This window comes from Streptomyces sp. NPDC090741 (genome assembly GCF_044769045.1).
GTDB lineage: Bacteria > Actinomycetota > Actinomycetes > Streptomycetales > Streptomycetaceae > Streptomyces.
Genome location: NZ_JBIVXF010000002.1, coordinates 453,626 through 468,598, shown reverse-complemented (window position 1 = coordinate 468,598; position 14,973 = coordinate 453,626). Strand labels below are relative to the sequence as shown.

At 70.9% G+C, this 14,973-nt stretch carries 12 protein-coding genes and 1 pseudogene; 7 read left to right on the top strand and 6 right to left on the bottom strand.

What is annotated here, in order from left to right:
• Positions 1-6 precede the first annotated feature (6 nt).
• Positions 7-162, bottom strand: coding sequence for a hypothetical protein (locus tag ACIQU4_RS07340; RefSeq protein WP_157853303.1), 156 nt, complete (start codon positions 160-162; stop codon positions 7-9).
• A 745-nt stretch (positions 163-907) separates the two neighbouring features.
• Here ACIQU4_RS07340 and ACIQU4_RS07335 point away from each other — a divergent pair.
• Complete coding sequence (locus ACIQU4_RS07335) at positions 908-2,266, top strand: hypothetical protein (RefSeq protein WP_403727008.1); 1,359 nt, start codon at positions 908-910, stop codon at positions 2,264-2,266.
• Here the strand turns inward: ACIQU4_RS07335 and ACIQU4_RS07330 are convergent.
• The gene (locus ACIQU4_RS07330; RefSeq protein ID WP_403727006.1) at positions 2,236-2,769 is read right to left on the bottom strand and encodes an NUDIX hydrolase; all 534 of its coding nucleotides are present in this window, start codon (positions 2,767-2,769) and stop codon (positions 2,236-2,238) included. The genes ACIQU4_RS07335 and ACIQU4_RS07330 overlap by 31 nt on opposite strands.
• A gap of 308 nt (positions 2,770-3,077) precedes the next feature.
• Between ACIQU4_RS07330 and ACIQU4_RS07325 the strand changes: the two genes are divergently transcribed.
• The 3 genes from ACIQU4_RS07325 (at position 3,078) to ACIQU4_RS07315 (ending at position 8,169) form a co-directional block, all read left to right on the top strand.
• On the top strand, positions 3,078-4,073 hold the full coding sequence (locus ACIQU4_RS07325; protein ID WP_403727005.1) for a competence protein CoiA family protein: 996 nt from the start codon (positions 3,078-3,080) through the stop codon (positions 4,071-4,073).
• Between the two features lie 644 nt (positions 4,074-4,717).
• The gene (locus ACIQU4_RS07320; protein WP_403727003.1) at positions 4,718-6,091 is read left to right on the top strand and encodes an MFS transporter; all 1,374 of its coding nucleotides are present in this window, start codon (positions 4,718-4,720) and stop codon (positions 6,089-6,091) included.
• 32 nt (positions 6,092-6,123) lie between these two features.
• A complete protein-coding gene (locus ACIQU4_RS07315) occupies positions 6,124-8,169 on the top strand; it encodes a helix-turn-helix domain-containing protein (protein ID WP_403727002.1) in 2,046 nt (681 codons plus the stop codon).
• Here ACIQU4_RS07315 and ACIQU4_RS07310 read toward each other — a convergent pair.
• Positions 8,151-9,107: an MBL fold metallo-hydrolase gene (locus ACIQU4_RS07310; protein WP_403727000.1), complete on the bottom strand. Its 957-nt coding sequence runs from the start codon at positions 9,105-9,107 to the stop codon at positions 8,151-8,153. The genes ACIQU4_RS07315 and ACIQU4_RS07310 overlap by 19 nt on opposite strands.
• A gap of 101 nt (positions 9,108-9,208) precedes the next feature.
• Between ACIQU4_RS07310 and ACIQU4_RS07305 the strand changes: the two genes are divergently transcribed.
• Positions 9,209-10,144 carry an AraC family transcriptional regulator gene (locus ACIQU4_RS07305; protein WP_403726998.1) on the top strand — a complete coding sequence of 312 codons (936 nt, stop codon included), beginning with the start codon at positions 9,209-9,211 and terminating at the stop codon, positions 10,142-10,144.
• A 138-nt stretch (positions 10,145-10,282) separates the two neighbouring features.
• Here the strand turns inward: ACIQU4_RS07305 and ACIQU4_RS07300 are convergent, their stop codons facing one another.
• Positions 10,283-10,969 (bottom strand): DUF4360 domain-containing protein, encoded by a 687-nt coding sequence (locus ACIQU4_RS07300; RefSeq protein ID WP_403726997.1) that lies wholly within the window; start codon positions 10,967-10,969, stop codon positions 10,283-10,285.
• A gap of 217 nt (positions 10,970-11,186) precedes the next feature.
• Between ACIQU4_RS07300 and ACIQU4_RS07295 the strand changes: the two genes are divergently transcribed.
• Positions 11,187-13,091 carry a galactose oxidase-like domain-containing protein gene (locus tag ACIQU4_RS07295; protein ID WP_403726996.1) on the top strand — a complete coding sequence of 635 codons (1,905 nt, stop codon included), beginning with the start codon at positions 11,187-11,189 and terminating at the stop codon, positions 13,089-13,091.
• A 75-nt stretch (positions 13,092-13,166) separates the two neighbouring features.
• Positions 13,167-13,550, top strand: coding sequence for a VOC family protein (locus tag ACIQU4_RS07290; protein WP_403726994.1), 384 nt, complete (start codon positions 13,167-13,169; stop codon positions 13,548-13,550).
• A gap of 3 nt (positions 13,551-13,553) precedes the next feature.
• On the opposite strand, the pseudogene ACIQU4_RS07285 reads toward ACIQU4_RS07290, so the two are convergent.
• Together ACIQU4_RS07285 and ACIQU4_RS07280 are read right to left on the bottom strand one after the other, a co-directional pair.
• A pseudogene (locus tag ACIQU4_RS07285) lies at positions 13,554-14,341 on the bottom strand (IS5 family transposase).
• Between the two features lie 70 nt (positions 14,342-14,411).
• Positions 14,412-14,960 (bottom strand): MarR family winged helix-turn-helix transcriptional regulator, encoded by a 549-nt coding sequence (locus ACIQU4_RS07280; RefSeq protein ID WP_403726992.1) that lies wholly within the window; start codon positions 14,958-14,960, stop codon positions 14,412-14,414.
• Between the last annotated feature and the right edge of the window lie 13 nt (positions 14,961-14,973).

Genomic DNA, 14,973 nt, shown 5'->3' with positions numbered 1-14,973 from the left:
GCGGGGCTACTCCTGCGGGAGGTTCAGGCCGTCGCGGTTCTCGCCGTCGTCGCCCGCGGAGGTGCCGGTGGAGTCGGACTCCGCCGCCGCAGCGGTGAAGCGGTCCTGGACCTTGATCAGGCTCTCGACGCCGATCAGCAGGTCTTCCTTCTGCGCTGCCATGTGTGTCTCCATTTCCTGGAAGTCCAGGGCCGGCGGATGCCGGCCCAGCCCCGATGGGGCGTGCCTCACCAGCCCTTTGTTTCCGGGCCGGTGAGGAGACGGGGGTGGCGCGAGGCCACGGATCGAGCGAAGGCGGGATTCGTGCCGGAAGCCGGTTGCCGGTCAGCGGCCGGGATCACCAGCCATGGCCAGGGTGACCACCAGGACGGTGACGACGGCGGCGTAGAGGAGCACGACGAGCTGTTGGCGCCACCCCCACGGCGCTCGCCGTGAATCCGGGGATCCCGCTCCATGGGGGTCTTCACCGCCAGGAGGCTGTCACTACGCCGCTCCCGGCGTGATGGATGCCGGCCGAAGGGCGCGGGCCGGCGCCGACGTACCGCCGCAGCGGGGGCATTCGCACGGGGGGGTAGCGGCCGGGATTGGAGAGGATGTCGAACGGCTCCCCCTCCATAACCCGTGTGCTTCGCGTCCATGTCCGGCCCGAATCCCGGAACACCCGGAGGTCCATCAAGATGCGGGGTTCGGCGTCCAGGGCCGGGGTCGCCCCGAGGGCCGTTCGCTCTGAGTCAGGAGTGCCACCGTGAGTCTCCAAGGCGGTCGTCCTCTGTCGCTTCGCCATGTGCAGAAGGATCGCCAGCGGGCGGAGTGACTAGAAAGGTCCAGCGGATTACCCAACTTGGGTAACATCACGTTTAGTTGAGACCTTGAAGCGATCCGTAGTCTTCCTCCGGAGCGTGCCCCGATGCCCGAGTCACGTCGCACGAAGGAACTCCCGGCGAGTCTGCTCACCGAGCCCGAGTTGATCGACGGTTGCCGCGTCCGTGACTTCGCAAGGGTCTTCCGGCTGGTGAAGACGCGGGCGGGCATCTACCCGTCGATGATCGCGCGGCAGTGCGAGCTGACGCCGAGCCGAGTGGGTGAGGTGATCGCGGGCCAGCGGCAGCTCCTCCACATGGAAGTGATCGAGCGGATCGCCGATGGATTGCGCATCCCGGGGCACATGCTCGGGCTTGCCCGCCGCACGTGGGAGACACCGGCTGTCTTGGTCGTGGCCGAGCGGGAGCGGCCGGAGTTCGGTCACTTGGCCGTTGAGCCGAAGCCCCTCAGTGCCCTACCCGGCGTGGAGGTGGACAGCATCCTGGCCCTGGCCGCCGGGACCAACGCGAGCCCATCCACACTGCACGCACTGCGTTCTTCGATCGAGGACTACTGGCGTCGCGACGACGAGCACGGGGGCGAGACGCTCCGGCCCGCCGTCGTCGGCCAGCTGCGATACGTCGAGGGGCTGCTGAAGGACCAACGACCGACGCCCATACAGCACGGCCTGTACGGCATCGCGGCGGAGCTGGCGCGGTTGACCGGGTGGACGTACTTCGATGCCCGGCAGTACCACCAGGCCCGCGCGTACTTTTCGGAGGCTCTGCAACTGGCCCGGGAGATTGACGACCACCCATTCATGGCCAACGTCCTGGCCTGCATGAGCCTGCAAGCGACCTACCAGGACAAGCCGGCGGACGCGCTTGCGCTGGTGTCTGCCGCCCAAGACCAGGCCCGAGCGGCCATCGGCACGACGCCGAGAGTCCGGGCCATGCTGGCCATGCGTGAGGCCTTCGCCCACGCGGCCCTGGGTGACCGGACGGCGACCCACACAGCGATCTCCGAGGCGCACAGTCAGTACGGCCAGATCAAGGCGGACGACCCGGACCCGGCATGGGTGACGTACTTCGACGAGCCGAAGCTCATCGTGGACACGGGCATCGCGCACGGCCGTCTCGGCGAGGCAGCGATTGCCGAACCGTTGATCGCGGACGCGCTGGAGCGGGAGGACCCCGCGAACCAGCGGGGCCGGGCGTTCCATGCCTTCTGGTTGGCCCGTACGCAGCTCCAGCGGGGCAAGCTCGACCAGGCGTGCCACACGGCGATAGAGGCATTGGTGCCCGCCGCAGCCGTGTCGTCTGAGCGGGTGACCGGGCACCTTCGCGAGTTCTACGAGCAGCTTGCGCCCTATCGCGAGGTGCCGGCCGCAGTCGCCTTCGAGGCACGCCTACGAGCGATGCTTCCCCCGCAGGGTCAGCGAACCCCTTCGTCCATCAGGACGTAAAGGAGGCCGACGAGGGAGCCGCTGCTGACGATCTCGCGGCGGTCGATCATGCCCCGGACGCTCGCCAGGGGGATCCACTCGATCCGGTCCGACTCATTCTTCTCAGTCGGCGGACCCTCGTACGTGGCGCCGTCGGCGCGGAACAGGTGGTGCTGCGAGTCCGTGATGCCGTTCGCCGGTTCGGCGTAGATCAGCGGCTTCATCGGGCCTGGACGCCAGCCAGTCTCTTCGAGGACTTCACGGGCGGCAGCCTCGCCGGGGGTCTCGTCCGCCTCGACCAGGCCCATGGGCAGCTCCCAGGCCCACGCATCCGTGATGAAGCGGTGACGCCACATCATCAGGACCTCTTGGCGGTCGTTGATGACAGCGGCCACGGCCAGGTGGCGGAGCTTGACGACGTGGTGTTCCCAGCGGTTCCCGTCCGGCGTCTCGATGTCTGTGAGCCACAGGTTCACCCACTTGTTTTCGTAGATCGGACGTTCCCCGTGGATCTTCCACTGCATCGCTGCGGCCCCTCTCGATCGGCCTCCAGCATCGCAGAGCCAGGTTGAAAAGCAGCCTGGTTCAGGCAAATTCACGTCACAGTGACGAATATGAAGGGGGTCGTGCGGGCCGTGGAGGAACCTGGGGTCGGGTCCGACGAGTTGACAGAGAAGTCGGCAAGAACCCACCGCCGGCCGCTGCCCCGACGTCACGCTTCTCCGCCTTCGGGCCCGTCCCGAGTCCAACCCGTACACCACCCGGTCCTGATGCCCCCTGGTCATAGATGCCTGGGAGTTGGATCCTGGCCGCGATATGGGAGGGGTGGAGCGTGCAGGACGACTTACTGGTGGTCGGCTTCGACCTGGAAGCAGGGCACGAAGTACACGTGGCCGAGCAGCCGCCGGAGTACTGGCGGCAGCATGGTTACGGCGGCACGGGGCAACTGGTGTGCTTCTACTGCTTTCACGGGTTCGAGGCACCCGTAGGCACGCGCGTGCCGTTGCTGACGCGTGGGCGCCTGGGCGGAAAAGTGCGTACGCACTTCGCGCACCCGGCCGGGCAGGCTCCCGAGGGTGGTCACCATCCTGAGACGGTTTGGCACATCACTACCAAGCACACACTGGCCCGGTGGGCGCGCAGCCGCCCGGGCGTCACCGCAGTACGCCTGGAGCAATGGACCCCGGACCAGGACCGCCGCGCAGACGTTGCCGTGCGGTTGGAGGACGGCACTCGCCTCGCGCTGGAGGCGCAGCGGATGCTCATGACCGATGACGCGTGGCGCGCCAGACACGGCGACTATCGACGGCAGGGCATCGTCGACGTCTGGTTCTGGCGGCCTGGTGTGCACTTCCCCCACGTTGTCCTGTCCGAGGGTCTGCCGGTGTGGTTCTACATCCCGTCAAAGGGCACGGCGTGGACGGCCTTCGGCCGGGCGCACCAGAAGGTGCACCGGTGGTGGGAGGTGAAGGACCCGGCGGTGTTCGGTCTGCACCATCCGCCGTGCGCGCTCGACGACCTGGAACGGCAGGCTGTATCACTCGGCGAGCTGAACCTGGACCAGCATGGCGCCGTGCTGCCCCCGAGCCTGCAACAGAAGCTGAGCGACTCTCAGCGGGAAGCCCGCGAGGAGGCGGCGGAGCGGCGGAAGAGCGCAGTGCGGTACGCCCGCCAGCTGCACGAGGCACAGCAGCGACGCGAAGAGGCCCACCGGCATCCGAAGCCACTGCCGGCACCTCGACTGCCGCCGGGCGCCCTGCGCTGCATAGTCTGCAAGCGACCCTTGGCTCCAGAACTGGCGACAGCCGGGCGCCATCTCCTGTGCTGACCAAGCCACTCCTCGCAGCCGACCGCCCTGCCCACATCCGACGAGGCGAGTACCGACCGTCAACGGGCTACGAGGTAGACGCTCCAGTCGGCGGTAGCAAAAGGCCGGTCCGCGCGGCCGCAGCCGAGGTAGAGCATGGAGCCGGGAGGACCGGGGACGCCATCGATGGGGCTTCGCCCGACCTCGTTCAGGACCCGCTACTCGAGTTTGGACACCGAGGCGTTCCAGACAACGCCAGGCATGAAGCAGACCCGAGAGACGAATCAAACGCTACTTCTCTGCCGTTTCCGCTTTGCGTCACCTCGACCACAAACGCGTCATGCTCAACGCAGCGTAACCAGCACCGAACCAGCACGGGGTGGGTTGCGAGGGGTGCTGACGTGGGGTTTCAGGTGACAGCGAACCAGCACCAAACCAGCACGGGAGCCAGCACCGCCTCCCCAAAACCGGCGCAACTCTGCAATTCCGACAGGGGCTTCCCACCCGCCTCCGGAGGGGCCCAGGGGATCGGTTCCGGCCTTGTGGTGGCCGGGCACACTCGGGTGGGGTTGATTGTGATGACGCGCCACATATCCCGTCGACCTGCGGACTTCTACGTTGTGGCCACACCCGACGTCCCCGCAGACACCCTGGAAGTGGTGCACATGGCCTCCACCGCAGCCGACCCGCAGGCTCCATCCGGAATCCGGCGCATCGTTGCCGCCAGTCTCATCGGGACCACCATCGAGTGGTACGACTTCTTCCTCTACGGCACCGCCGCCGCGCTGGTGTTCAACAAGCTGTTCTTTCCGACCAGTGATCCGCTGACCGGGACTCTGATCGCCTTCATCACCTACGCCATCGGGTTCCTGGCCCGGCCGATCGGCGGGGTGGTGTTTGGGCACTTCGGGGACAAGGTAGGGCGCAAGAAGCTGCTGGTGCTCAGCCTGCTCATGATGGGCGGGGCGACCTTCGCGATGGGGCTGCTGCCCACGTACACCAGCATCGGCGTCGGGGCTCCCGTGCTGCTTACCGTCCTGCGGCTGGTGCAGGGCTTCGCCCTCGGAGGGGAGTGGGGCGGGGCGGTGCTGATCGTCTCCGAGCACGGCGGGGCCGCGCACCGGGGGTTCTGGGCCTCCTGGCCGCAGTCCGGGGCGCCGGGCGGGAATCTGCTGGCCACCGGGGTGCTCGCCCTGCTGGCCGGTGTGCAGTCCGACGCGGCGTTCCTCGCCTGGGGCTGGCGCGTCCCCTTCCTGCTCTCCGGTGTCCTGGTGGTCGTCGGACTGTGGATCCGCCTGTCCGTCTCCGAGTCCCCCGTGTTCCTCGCCGCGCAGGCCGCCCGGCAGGGGCGCAAGGACGAGGCACCCGTGGTCCAGGTGTTCCGCCGCAGCCTGCGTCAGGTGCTGACCGCCATCGGCACCCGCTTCGGCGAGAACATCTCGTACTACGTCCTGACTTCCTTTCTTCTTGTGTACGTCACCGTGCACTTGGGGCTGCCCAAGAGCACCGCACTGAACGCCGTCCTCATCGGCTCGGCCGTCCACTTCGTCACCATCCCGGCCTGGGGCGCCCTCTCGGACCGGATCGGGCGGCGCCCGGTGACGCTGATCGGGTCGGCCGGCATGGCCTTGTGGGCGTTCGCGTTCTTCGCGCTGGTCGACTCGAAGTCCTTCGCCGTCATCACCGTCGCCGTCACCGCCGGACTGCTCCTGCACGGCGCGATGTACGGGCCCCAAGCCGCCTTCATCTCCGAGATGTTCGACACCGACGTCCGCTACTCCGGCGCCTCGATGGGCTCGCAGCTCGCCTCGATCGTCGCCGGCGCGCTGGCTCCGCTCATCGCCGTCGAACTCCTCAAGGACTACGGCTCCTCCGTACCCGTCTCCCTCTATCTCTGTGCGGCCGCCGTGGTGACCACCCTCACCGTCGCCCTCGCCCGCGAGACCCGCGGTCGTGATCTGGCCCGGGCGGGTACCGGGGCCGCCCCTGCCTCCGGCGGGCGGGCGGCTCCCCTTCCGGCCTCCGTCGACCCCGCCTGATCCGGGCCTTCCGGCCACGGGAGAATGCCGCCATGACCTCCGCGAGGGAATCCGCCATGCTCGAACTGCTCGAACTGCTCGAACTGCTGCGCCGCGGCGCGCCGGTCGAGCAGTTCACCCGGCCCGCCGCGAACGCCCGTACCGCCGGGGCGGGCCCCGCCGAGCAGGCCCTCGTGGAGGAGGCCACCCGGGTGGCGCTGGACATCCGGCGCACGCTCGACCAGCACCGGCGGCGCGAGGCCGAGCTCACGGCCCTGTTCGACACGGCGGGCGACCTCGCCGCCCTGCGCGACCTCGACGCGGTGCTGCGGGCCATCGTCCACCGGGCCCGCACGCTGCTGGGCACCGACGTCGCGTACATGACCCTCAACGACCCGGTGGCCGGAGATACCTTCATGCGCGTCACCGACGGCTCGGTGTCCGCGGCCTTCCAGCAGTTGCGGCTCGGCATGGGCGAAGGGCTCGGCGGTCTGGTCGCCCAGACCGCCCGCCCGTACGCCAGCGCCGACTACCGCACCGACGACCGCTTCCGGCATACGGACACCATCGACAACGGGGTCCGCGAGGAGGGCCTGCGCGGCATCCTCGGCGTCCCGCTGCGCGTCGGGACCCGCGTGATCGGGGTGCTGTACGCCGCCGACCGCGCGGTCCGCGACTTCGCGCCCGACGCGGTCGCGCTGCTCTCCTCCCTCGCCGACCACGCCGCCGTGGCCATCGACAGCGCCCGGCTGCTCGAAGAGACCCGTACCGCCCTCGTGGAACTCGGGGTCGCCACCGAGACCGCCCGCGCCCAGAGCGAGGCGATGCGGCTCGCCGCCGATACCCACGACCGCCTCACCCGGCTCGTGCTGCGCGGCGGTGACGTGGCCGACGTCGCCCGGGAGGTCGCCGCCCTGCTGGGCGGCAGCCTGGTCGTGCACGACGCCGACGGCGCCGAGCTCGCACGGGTCGGTACGGATCCGGCCGGCCCGTCAGCAGGCCCGTCAGCAGGCCCGTCAGCAGGCCCGTCGGCAGGCCCGTCGGCCGGCGCGTCGGCGGGCCCGCCCGCCCACGCGCTGGCGGCGTCGCGCGCCGGCGGCCGGGCCGTCGCCGTGGACGGCATCTGGGTCTGCGCGGTCCTGGCCGGGCCCGAGCTCCTGGGCAGCATCACCCTCGGCGGGCGCGGTGACGACCTGCCCGACACCGAGCGGCGGCTGTTCGAGCGGGCCGGCCTGGTGACCGCGCTGCTGCTCCTGCTGCGGCGGTCCATCGCGCACGCCGAGGACCGGGTCCGCGGTGAACTGCTCGGCGACCTGCTGGCTCCGGCAACTCCCGGCCGCGTCCACGACACCGGCAGCCGGACGATCCGGGCCCGCAAGCTCGGGGTCGACCTCGCCCGCCCGCACGCCCTCGTGGTGCTGCACTGCGACCCCGCGCTGCGGTCCCGGCTGGCGGCCGAGGCCGCCCGGCACGCGCGCGCCCGCGACGGTCTGGCCGGGTTGCACGAGGGCCGCGTCGTCCTCCTCGCCCCGACCGACAGTCCGGGCCCGCTCGCCCGGTCGCTCGCCGGCGAGCTCGGTCAGGTGCTGGGCACCCCGGTCACCGCGGGCTCCGCCGGGCCCGCCGCCGGTCCGGAGGGGCTGCCGGGCGTGTACGCCGAGGCGCTGCGCTGCCTGGAGGCCCTGCACGCCCTCGGCCACACCGGCGACGGGGCCGGCCTGCCCGACCTCGGATTCCTCGGGGTGCTGCTCGGTGACGGGGCGGACGTGGGCGCGTACGTCGACCGGGTGCTGGGGCCGGTCATCGCGTACGACAAGCAGCGCGGGACGGAACTGGTCCGCACCCTGGAGGCGTACTTCGCGCACGGAGCCAGCCTGGCCCGCACCAAGGACGCCCTCCACGTGCACGTCAACACCGTGGTGCAGCGCCTCGACCGGGTCCGGCAGATCCTGGGCGATGACTGGAACACCCCGGCCGGGGCGCTGGAGATCCAACTCGCCCTGCGGATCCGGCGGGTGGCGGCGCCCCGACCGTCCCGGCCGCCCCGGCCGGCGCCCGTACCGCCCGCCATCACTTCGTCCTATCCGACCTCGCGGTGAGAGGCCCACGCCCCGAGGGTGAAGTCCTGCCCCTGGCGTCGGACTTCGACGGCTCCCGCCCCGCCGAAGTGGGCGGGTACGAGCAACTCCGACCGGTCGGCGGCGCGTTCGAGGATGCGGCGGCGGCTGGCGGCGGCCTGCGCCGGATCCAGGCAGAAGCAGCTGTTGCAGGCGGGCTCCAGGATCTGCACCGGGCTGTGCAGCAGATCGCCGACGAAGACGGCCCGGTCGGTGCCGGAGGCCAGCCGGACCACGGAGGATCCGGGGGTGTGCCCGGGTGCGGCCTCCAGGGTGAGGTGCTCGTCGATGCGGTGGGCGCCGTCCCAGAGCACCACCTGTCCGGTGCGGTGGACGGGCGCGATGCTGTCCTCGTAGATCAGCCGGTCGACCTCCCGGGCGCCGCCGCCGTACCCGTTGCCGGGCCCGAAGTGGTGGTCGTCCGCAGCCGGGATCAGGTACTGGGCGTTGGGAAAGGCGGGCACCCAACCACCGTCCTGGGCAACGGTGTTCCATCCGACGTGGTCGCCGTGGACGTGGGTGTTGACGACGATGTCCACGTCCTCCGGGCGGATTCCGGCCGCCCGCTCCAGCTCCCCGAGGAAATCGCCTTCCCGGTGGTGGAAGAGGTCCGAACCCGGCCGCTCGCGCCCATTGCCCACGCCCGTGTCGACCAGGACGGTCTTACCGGCGCTGCGCAGGACCCAGGTCTGGAGTGCGATGACCGCCCGGTCGCTGTCGGCCTCCCAGTGGTCCGGTGACAGCCATTCCTCGTTCTCCTTCCACACCTCGCCGCCGGCCTCCGGTACGAGGCTGCGCGTGGGCCCGAGCGGCCCCTGCCACTCGATGACCCGGGTGACCTCGACGTCGCCCAGCACGATGCTCTTCCTGATCTGCCTGCCCTGCACGCCCTGCATGCCCTGCTCGTTCTCGTTGTTCATGACGTCGAGTCTACGAAGGGCGGTTGAGCCTCTCAATGCCTGCCCGGCTCATGTGGATACGCAGCCGTCTCACCCCTGGCGCCTGCGAGTACTCTGGCTTCATGGATGTGGTGAGCGACGCCATCGCGGCCGTCCGGATCGGGCAGCCCTCCTCCAACCGGGTCAGGGTGAGCGGGAGTTGGTGCGCTCGCTTCGCCCCTTACGACGGCGCCGGCTTCCACGTGGTGCTGGAGGGCAGCTGCTGGCTGTTGCCCGACGGGGGCGGCCCGCCGATACCCCTCGCCGCCGGCGACGCGGTGCTGCTGCCGCACGGTACGGGACACGTGATCGCCGACTCCCCCGCCGACTCGGCGGCCGTGGCGCGGGCGGTGCCGTTCGAGCTCCTGCCCGGGGCAGCGATGCCGGGTGCGCCCGGGGCGCCCGGGGGTGCCGCCCCCGGCGGGGTGGAGATGCTGTGCGGCAAGTACCGGCTCGACCGCAGCCGCGTGCACCCGCTCATGCTGGAGCTGCCGAAGGTGGTCCATCTGCCGAACCGGGTCGGGTCACACCCCGAACTGCGGGCGGCCATCGCCCTGTTGGGCGGTGAGCTGGGCGAGCAGCGGCCGGGGGCCTGCATGGCGGTGCCCAGCCTGCTCGATCTCCTGCTCGTCTACATGATCCGCTCCTGGATGGCCGAGGGCTCGGGCGGAGCCTGGTCGGCCGTGCTGGGTGATCCCGTCGCGGCGGCCGCCCTGCGGGCGCTGCACTCGGATCCGGCCGCGCCGTGGACCAACGAGCGGCTCGCGGCCGAGGCGGGCGTCTCCCGGCCCACGCTGGCACGCCGGTTCACCGCCCTGGTGGGCCGCCCGCCGATGGCGTACCTGACGTGGTGGCGGCTGACGTACGGCGCCACCCTGCTCCGGGACACCCCGGACCCGCTGGCCGCGATCGCGCGCCGGGTCGGGTACGGCACGCCGTACGCCTTCTCGCACGCCTTCAGCAGGGAGTTCGGGACGACGCCGGGCCGCTACCGGGCCGGGGCGGCGAAGGCCTCGTAAGGCGAAACCTCGTACGGCGAAAGCCCGTAAGGCGATGGCCTCGTACGGCGATGGCCTCGTCAACAGCAGGGCCCCCGCGAGCGGCGGGGGCGGATCGCCGCCACCGCCGCTCGGGGCGTCCCGGGACCGGCGGCCGGCTCAGCGGCGGACCGGGCACTGCTTCCAGGAGAAGTGGTACACGGAGTTGATGCTGCCGTCCGTGGAGTCGACGGTCATGTAGCTCGTCTTGCTGTTGTCGGAGGTCCCGACCTCCGCGCGCAGCTCGGTGTTGATGTTGAAGTTGCGCTGTTCGCCGCAGGGGGCGAAGACGAGGGCCTCGATGCCGGTGGTGTCGGTCACCTGCCAGTTGTCGTCGAGCTCGCCATGGAACTGGTGGGTCCGGTTGGCGGTCTGGCTCATGCCCTGGAAGTAGTAGCTGGCCTTCTGGGTGCCGATCGCCCCCGGCTCCAGCTTGCCGTAGCCCCGGTAGTCGACGTGGGACACCGCGTACGTGTAGCCCTGCGGGACGTGCACGAGGAGGGAGAGGAGGCAGTTCTTGCGGCCTTCGGTGGCGGCGACGCCCCCGCCGGCCGAGGCCAGGTACTCGCTGTAGGTGACGGTGAAGGCCGAGTTGTCGGGGGCCACGGCGACGGTGGCGCTGCCGGGGCGGCAGCCCGAGCCGTTGACCGAGGCGACGTCGACGGCCACCCGGCCCGGGGGCGCGGCGGCAGCGGTGGCGGTGGCGGTGGCCCCGGCCGACGGGGAGAGCGCGAAGAGGCATCCGGTCACGGCGGCGGCGGTCAGCGCGGTGCGAGCCTTGCGGGTGGTGCGAGGTGACTTGATCACGTCGCCATGGATAGCCGTCGCGGGCGGAAGTCGAGCGCGACCGGGTACGCCGCTTCACCCGGTCGGACGGGCCGGTTCACCGGAGAAACGATTCAGCGCGGCAGACCCGGCGACCGAATGGCCCACACCGCACAGCTTCACCCGCCCCGGTCGCGTCATTCCGTACTAAAAATGGCATTTTTCATATGCTGGGCACCCTGCCGACGGAGGAGAGTTCATGCCCGGCCTGCCCGGTCTGCCCGGTCCGCTCGTACGGCGCTCGGCCGCGCTGTCCGCATGCGTGGCCGTGGCCGCCGCCCTCGCATCCCTCACCGCGCCCGCCCAGTCCGCCTTCGCCGCAGCGGCCCCCGGGCACGAATCCCCGCCCGGGCACCACCGGCCCGGCGACGACAGCGCCCGCGCCGCCCGAGTCGAGGCCGACCCCGCCGAGGCCGCCGTCATCGGCGAGGAGCACGCCCGCGCGCACGCGCAGCGGCGGACCGCGGTCAAGGGCCCCAAGGAATACCCCCAGAAGAAGCGCACCGAGAGCCTGGCCGCCCTCAAGGCCTCGCAGCAGCTGACCAACGCCCCGTTCGCCGCAGCGCAGTTCGGCCGCTTCACGGAGTACTTCCCCTCCCCCGACTTCGGCGTCCACACCGCACTGCTGCCCACCGGCAAGGTGCTGCTCTTCTCCTTCGAGCGCGTGGAGACCAACCCCACCAAGGAGACCGGGCCCACCGACCGGATCGGCCCGACGAACGCCGGCCGCGCCTTCCTGTGGGACCCGGGCAAGGGCACGGGGGCACGGGCGTTCAAGAAGGTGGAGCCCCCGACCGTCCTGATGCCCGACGGTACGTTCACACCCCGCCCGGCCCCGTTCTTCTGCGCGGGACACGCCTTCCTGCCCAACGGCATGGTCGGGGTCTTCGGCGGCAACACCGGCGGCAAGGGCGGCAGCGGCGCCAAGCTGTCCTTCGTGTTCGATCCTTGGACCGAAACCTGGTTCCGCAACCGGGACATGTCGGTGGGGCGCTGGTACCCCTCGGTCGTGACGGGGGCGGACGGACGCCAGATCATCATGTCCGGCCAGTCCGAGCGGGGTACGGGCACGCCCACCCCGGTCGTCGAGCGCTTCCCCGCGCTGCGCCATCCCGTGCCCTGGCGGACGTACGACATCCCGGTCGGCCTGGCGGCGGAGCGGCTCCGGGCGGACGCCCCGTTCCGCAACGACTATCCGCACCTCTTCTCGCTGCGCGACGGCATGATCTACGGGCTCGGCCGCGACGCCGATCAGCAGTGGCTGTTCGATCCGGTCAAGGAGACCCGGACCGATCTGCCGCGGCGTCCCGCCGACTTCCGGGGTTACGGATCGGCCGTACCGCTGCCGGCCGGGTTCCGCGGCCCGGACTCCGTGCTGGTGCTCGGCGGCGATCCGCACGACCCGAACACCTACCGGCTGTCCGGCGGCCGGTGGACCACAGAGGAGCCGCGGGCCTTCGGCCGCACCCAGGACGACACGCTGATCCTGCCGGACGGCACGCTGCTCACGGTCAACGGAGCCCTGGACACCCGGGATTACGGGCACGGGCCGTTCAATCCGCAGGCCGACCTCTCGTACCGGCAGATCGAACTGCGCGACGCCCGGGGCCACTGGAGGCTCGGGCCGGCGCAGCGGCTGCCCCGCGGCTACCACTCCAACGCCCTGGTGCTGCCGGACGGCCGGATCATGGTGACCGGCGACGAGCTCCAGCAGATCGCCAACGACCCCGACATCCGGGACAAGATGGACGGCAGCATCGAGCTCTACGAGCCCGCGTACCTGCACCGGGGCGGCAGCCGACCGGCCCTGGACCGGGCACCCGGGGGCGAGTTGGGCTACGGAGCCGGGTTCGAGGTGCGCAGCTCCACGGCCGCCAAGGTCACCCGCGCCGTGCTCCTGGCGCCGACCACCGTCACCCACGCCGTGAACACCAGTCAGCGCCATCTGGAGCTCCCGATCACCGGCGTGCACGGCACCGCGATCGGGCTCCGGACACCGCCGAGCGCGGCGGACGCCCCGCCCGGCTACTACTTGCTGTTCCTCCTCGACGCGAGAGGGGTACCGAGCACGGCGAAGTGGATCAAGCTCGGCGGCCGCCGCTAGGGTCTGTTGCGAAAGTGCTGGTGCAGTCCGGCCGCGATTTGCTGACCGAGCGGAGCTCCGGGCAGGATCTCGTGCATGGTTTCGGTCGTGCAGAACGTGGCGGTTGACTGTGTGGATGCCTATGAGCTGGCTCGGTTCTGGAGCGAGGCGCTCGGTTGTCCGCTGCATCCAGGGAGCGAGCCGGGTGACGTGGAGACTGCGGTGACCCCGCCGGAGGGCCCACTGCTGTACTTCAACCAGGTGCCAGAGCCAAAGACGATCAGGAACCGGATTCACCTGTGCCTGCGCCCCGAGACCTCGCGCGAAGAGGAGGTCGATCGACTGCTGAGCCTCGGTGCCACCCTCGTCGCCGATCGCCGGGAACCCGATGGTGCCGGCTGGGCCGTCCTTGCCGACCCCGAAGGCAATGAATTCTGCGTTCTGCGCAGCGCGGCCGAGCGCGCAGCGATGTCGTCCTGAGGCTCATTCGCTCACCGTCCGAGTAGCTGACCACAGCCACTCGTTGATGGCCGCGACCAGCACGGTCGCTTCGTAGCGGACGGCGAGTTTGTCGTATCTCGTGGCCACAGCGGTGACGCTCGAGGCGGTTGATCCCGCACTCGACTGCGTGCCGCTGCTTGTAGTCGTCTTTGTCGAACTTCGGCGGCCGGCCGCCGCGCGAGCCTCGCGCCAGTCGGTTGCGGACCCGGTCCGCAGGCACCGGAATCGTTGCCTTGATCCCGCGCCTGCGCAGGTAGGAGCGGTTTCTGCGGGAGTCGTACGCCTTGTCGGCCCGCACCCGGTCCGGCCGCTTGCGCGGCCTGCCAAGCCCCGGCCGCGGCACCCGGACCGCTTCCAGGACCGGCTCGAACTGCGGGGAGTCACCCCGCTGCCCGGCCGTGATCACCACCGACAGAGGCTTCTGCCCTTGCCCGACCGCGAGGTGGATCTTGCTGGTCAGCCCGCCGCGGGAGCGTCCGAGGCCGTGGCCGGCCGGCTCGACCGTTCGCGTCGGCTTCAGCCTGGAGCCGGGTGAGGATCCGGGCCCGAGTCCCGTCCCGCTGCCAGCGACGGAACAGGTCGCAGACCCGACCCCACGGGCCATATCTTTCGGGCACGTCCCGCCATGGGGCGCCGGTCCGGGTCCGCCAGCGCATGCCGTCCATCAGCTGCCTTCGCGTCCACACCTGCGGACGGCCCGGCCTGATGCCCTGCGACAGCAGTGGCTCAAGCCGGGCCCACCGGCCATTCGTCAGATCACCACGTCCCACGACAGGTGATCAACAACGAACAAGATCCACTTTCGCAACGGACCCCAGGCCGTCCCGGCTTCCTCGCGGTTCAGGAGGCGGGCGGGGGCTCGACCCTCGCCAGCCAGGCGGTGAGGAGCACCTCCAGCTCGGCGGCCTGCTGCGCGGTCAGCCCTTCGAGCAGGTTCCGCTCGTTCTCCATGTGCTCGGTGAACGCGCGGTCGATCAGCTCGCGCCCCGCCGGGGTCAGCGCGACCACGCGCCCCCGGCCGTCGGCGGCCGAGCGGCGGCGCGCGACGAGGCCGTCCCGTTCGAGCCGGTCGATGCGCTTGGTCATCGCGCCCGTCGTGACCATGGTGTGCACCGCCAGTTCGCCGGGGGCCCGCTCGTACGGCGCTCCCGCGCGGCGCAGGGCGGCCAGTACGTCGAACTCCCCTTCACTCAGGCCGTAGCGGCGGTAGACGAGGCAGAGCCGGTCCGTCAGGAGCAGCCCGAGCCGGTGCAGCCGCCCGATCACGCCCTGCGGGGTCACATCGACGTCCGGGCGCTCACGGGCCCACTCGGCCTGGATGCGGGCGACATGGTCGGCGGGCGCCGCTGCCTGCGGCTCCGCCTGCGATTCGTACGGTTCCTGATTCACCCGACCAGCATAG

Bases quoted from the DNA above. Each gene is read 5' to 3' on its own strand.
- ACIQU4_RS07340 (WP_157853303.1), bottom strand. From the start codon at position 162: ATGGCAGCGCAGAAGGAAGACCTGCTGATCGGCGTCGAGAGCCTGATC.
- ACIQU4_RS07335 (WP_403727008.1), top strand. From the start codon at position 908: ATGCCCGAGTCACGTCGCACGAAGGAACTCCCGGCGAGTCTGCTCACC.
- ACIQU4_RS07330 (WP_403727006.1), bottom strand. From the start codon at position 2,769: ATGCAGTGGAAGATCCACGGGGAACGTCCGATCTACGAAAACAAGTGG.
- ACIQU4_RS07320 (WP_403727003.1), top strand. From the start codon at position 4,718: ATGGCCTCCACCGCAGCCGACCCGCAGGCTCCATCCGGAATCCGGCGC.
- ACIQU4_RS07315 (WP_403727002.1), top strand. From the start codon at position 6,124: ATGACCTCCGCGAGGGAATCCGCCATGCTCGAACTGCTCGAACTGCTC.
- ACIQU4_RS07310 (WP_403727000.1), bottom strand. From the start codon at position 9,107: ATGAACAACGAGAACGAGCAGGGCATGCAGGGCGTGCAGGGCAGGCAG.
- ACIQU4_RS07305 (WP_403726998.1), top strand. From the start codon at position 9,209: ATGGATGTGGTGAGCGACGCCATCGCGGCCGTCCGGATCGGGCAGCCC.
- ACIQU4_RS07295 (WP_403726996.1), top strand. From the start codon at position 11,187: ATGCCCGGCCTGCCCGGTCTGCCCGGTCCGCTCGTACGGCGCTCGGCC.
- ACIQU4_RS07290 (WP_403726994.1), top strand. From the start codon at position 13,167: ATGGTTTCGGTCGTGCAGAACGTGGCGGTTGACTGTGTGGATGCCTAT.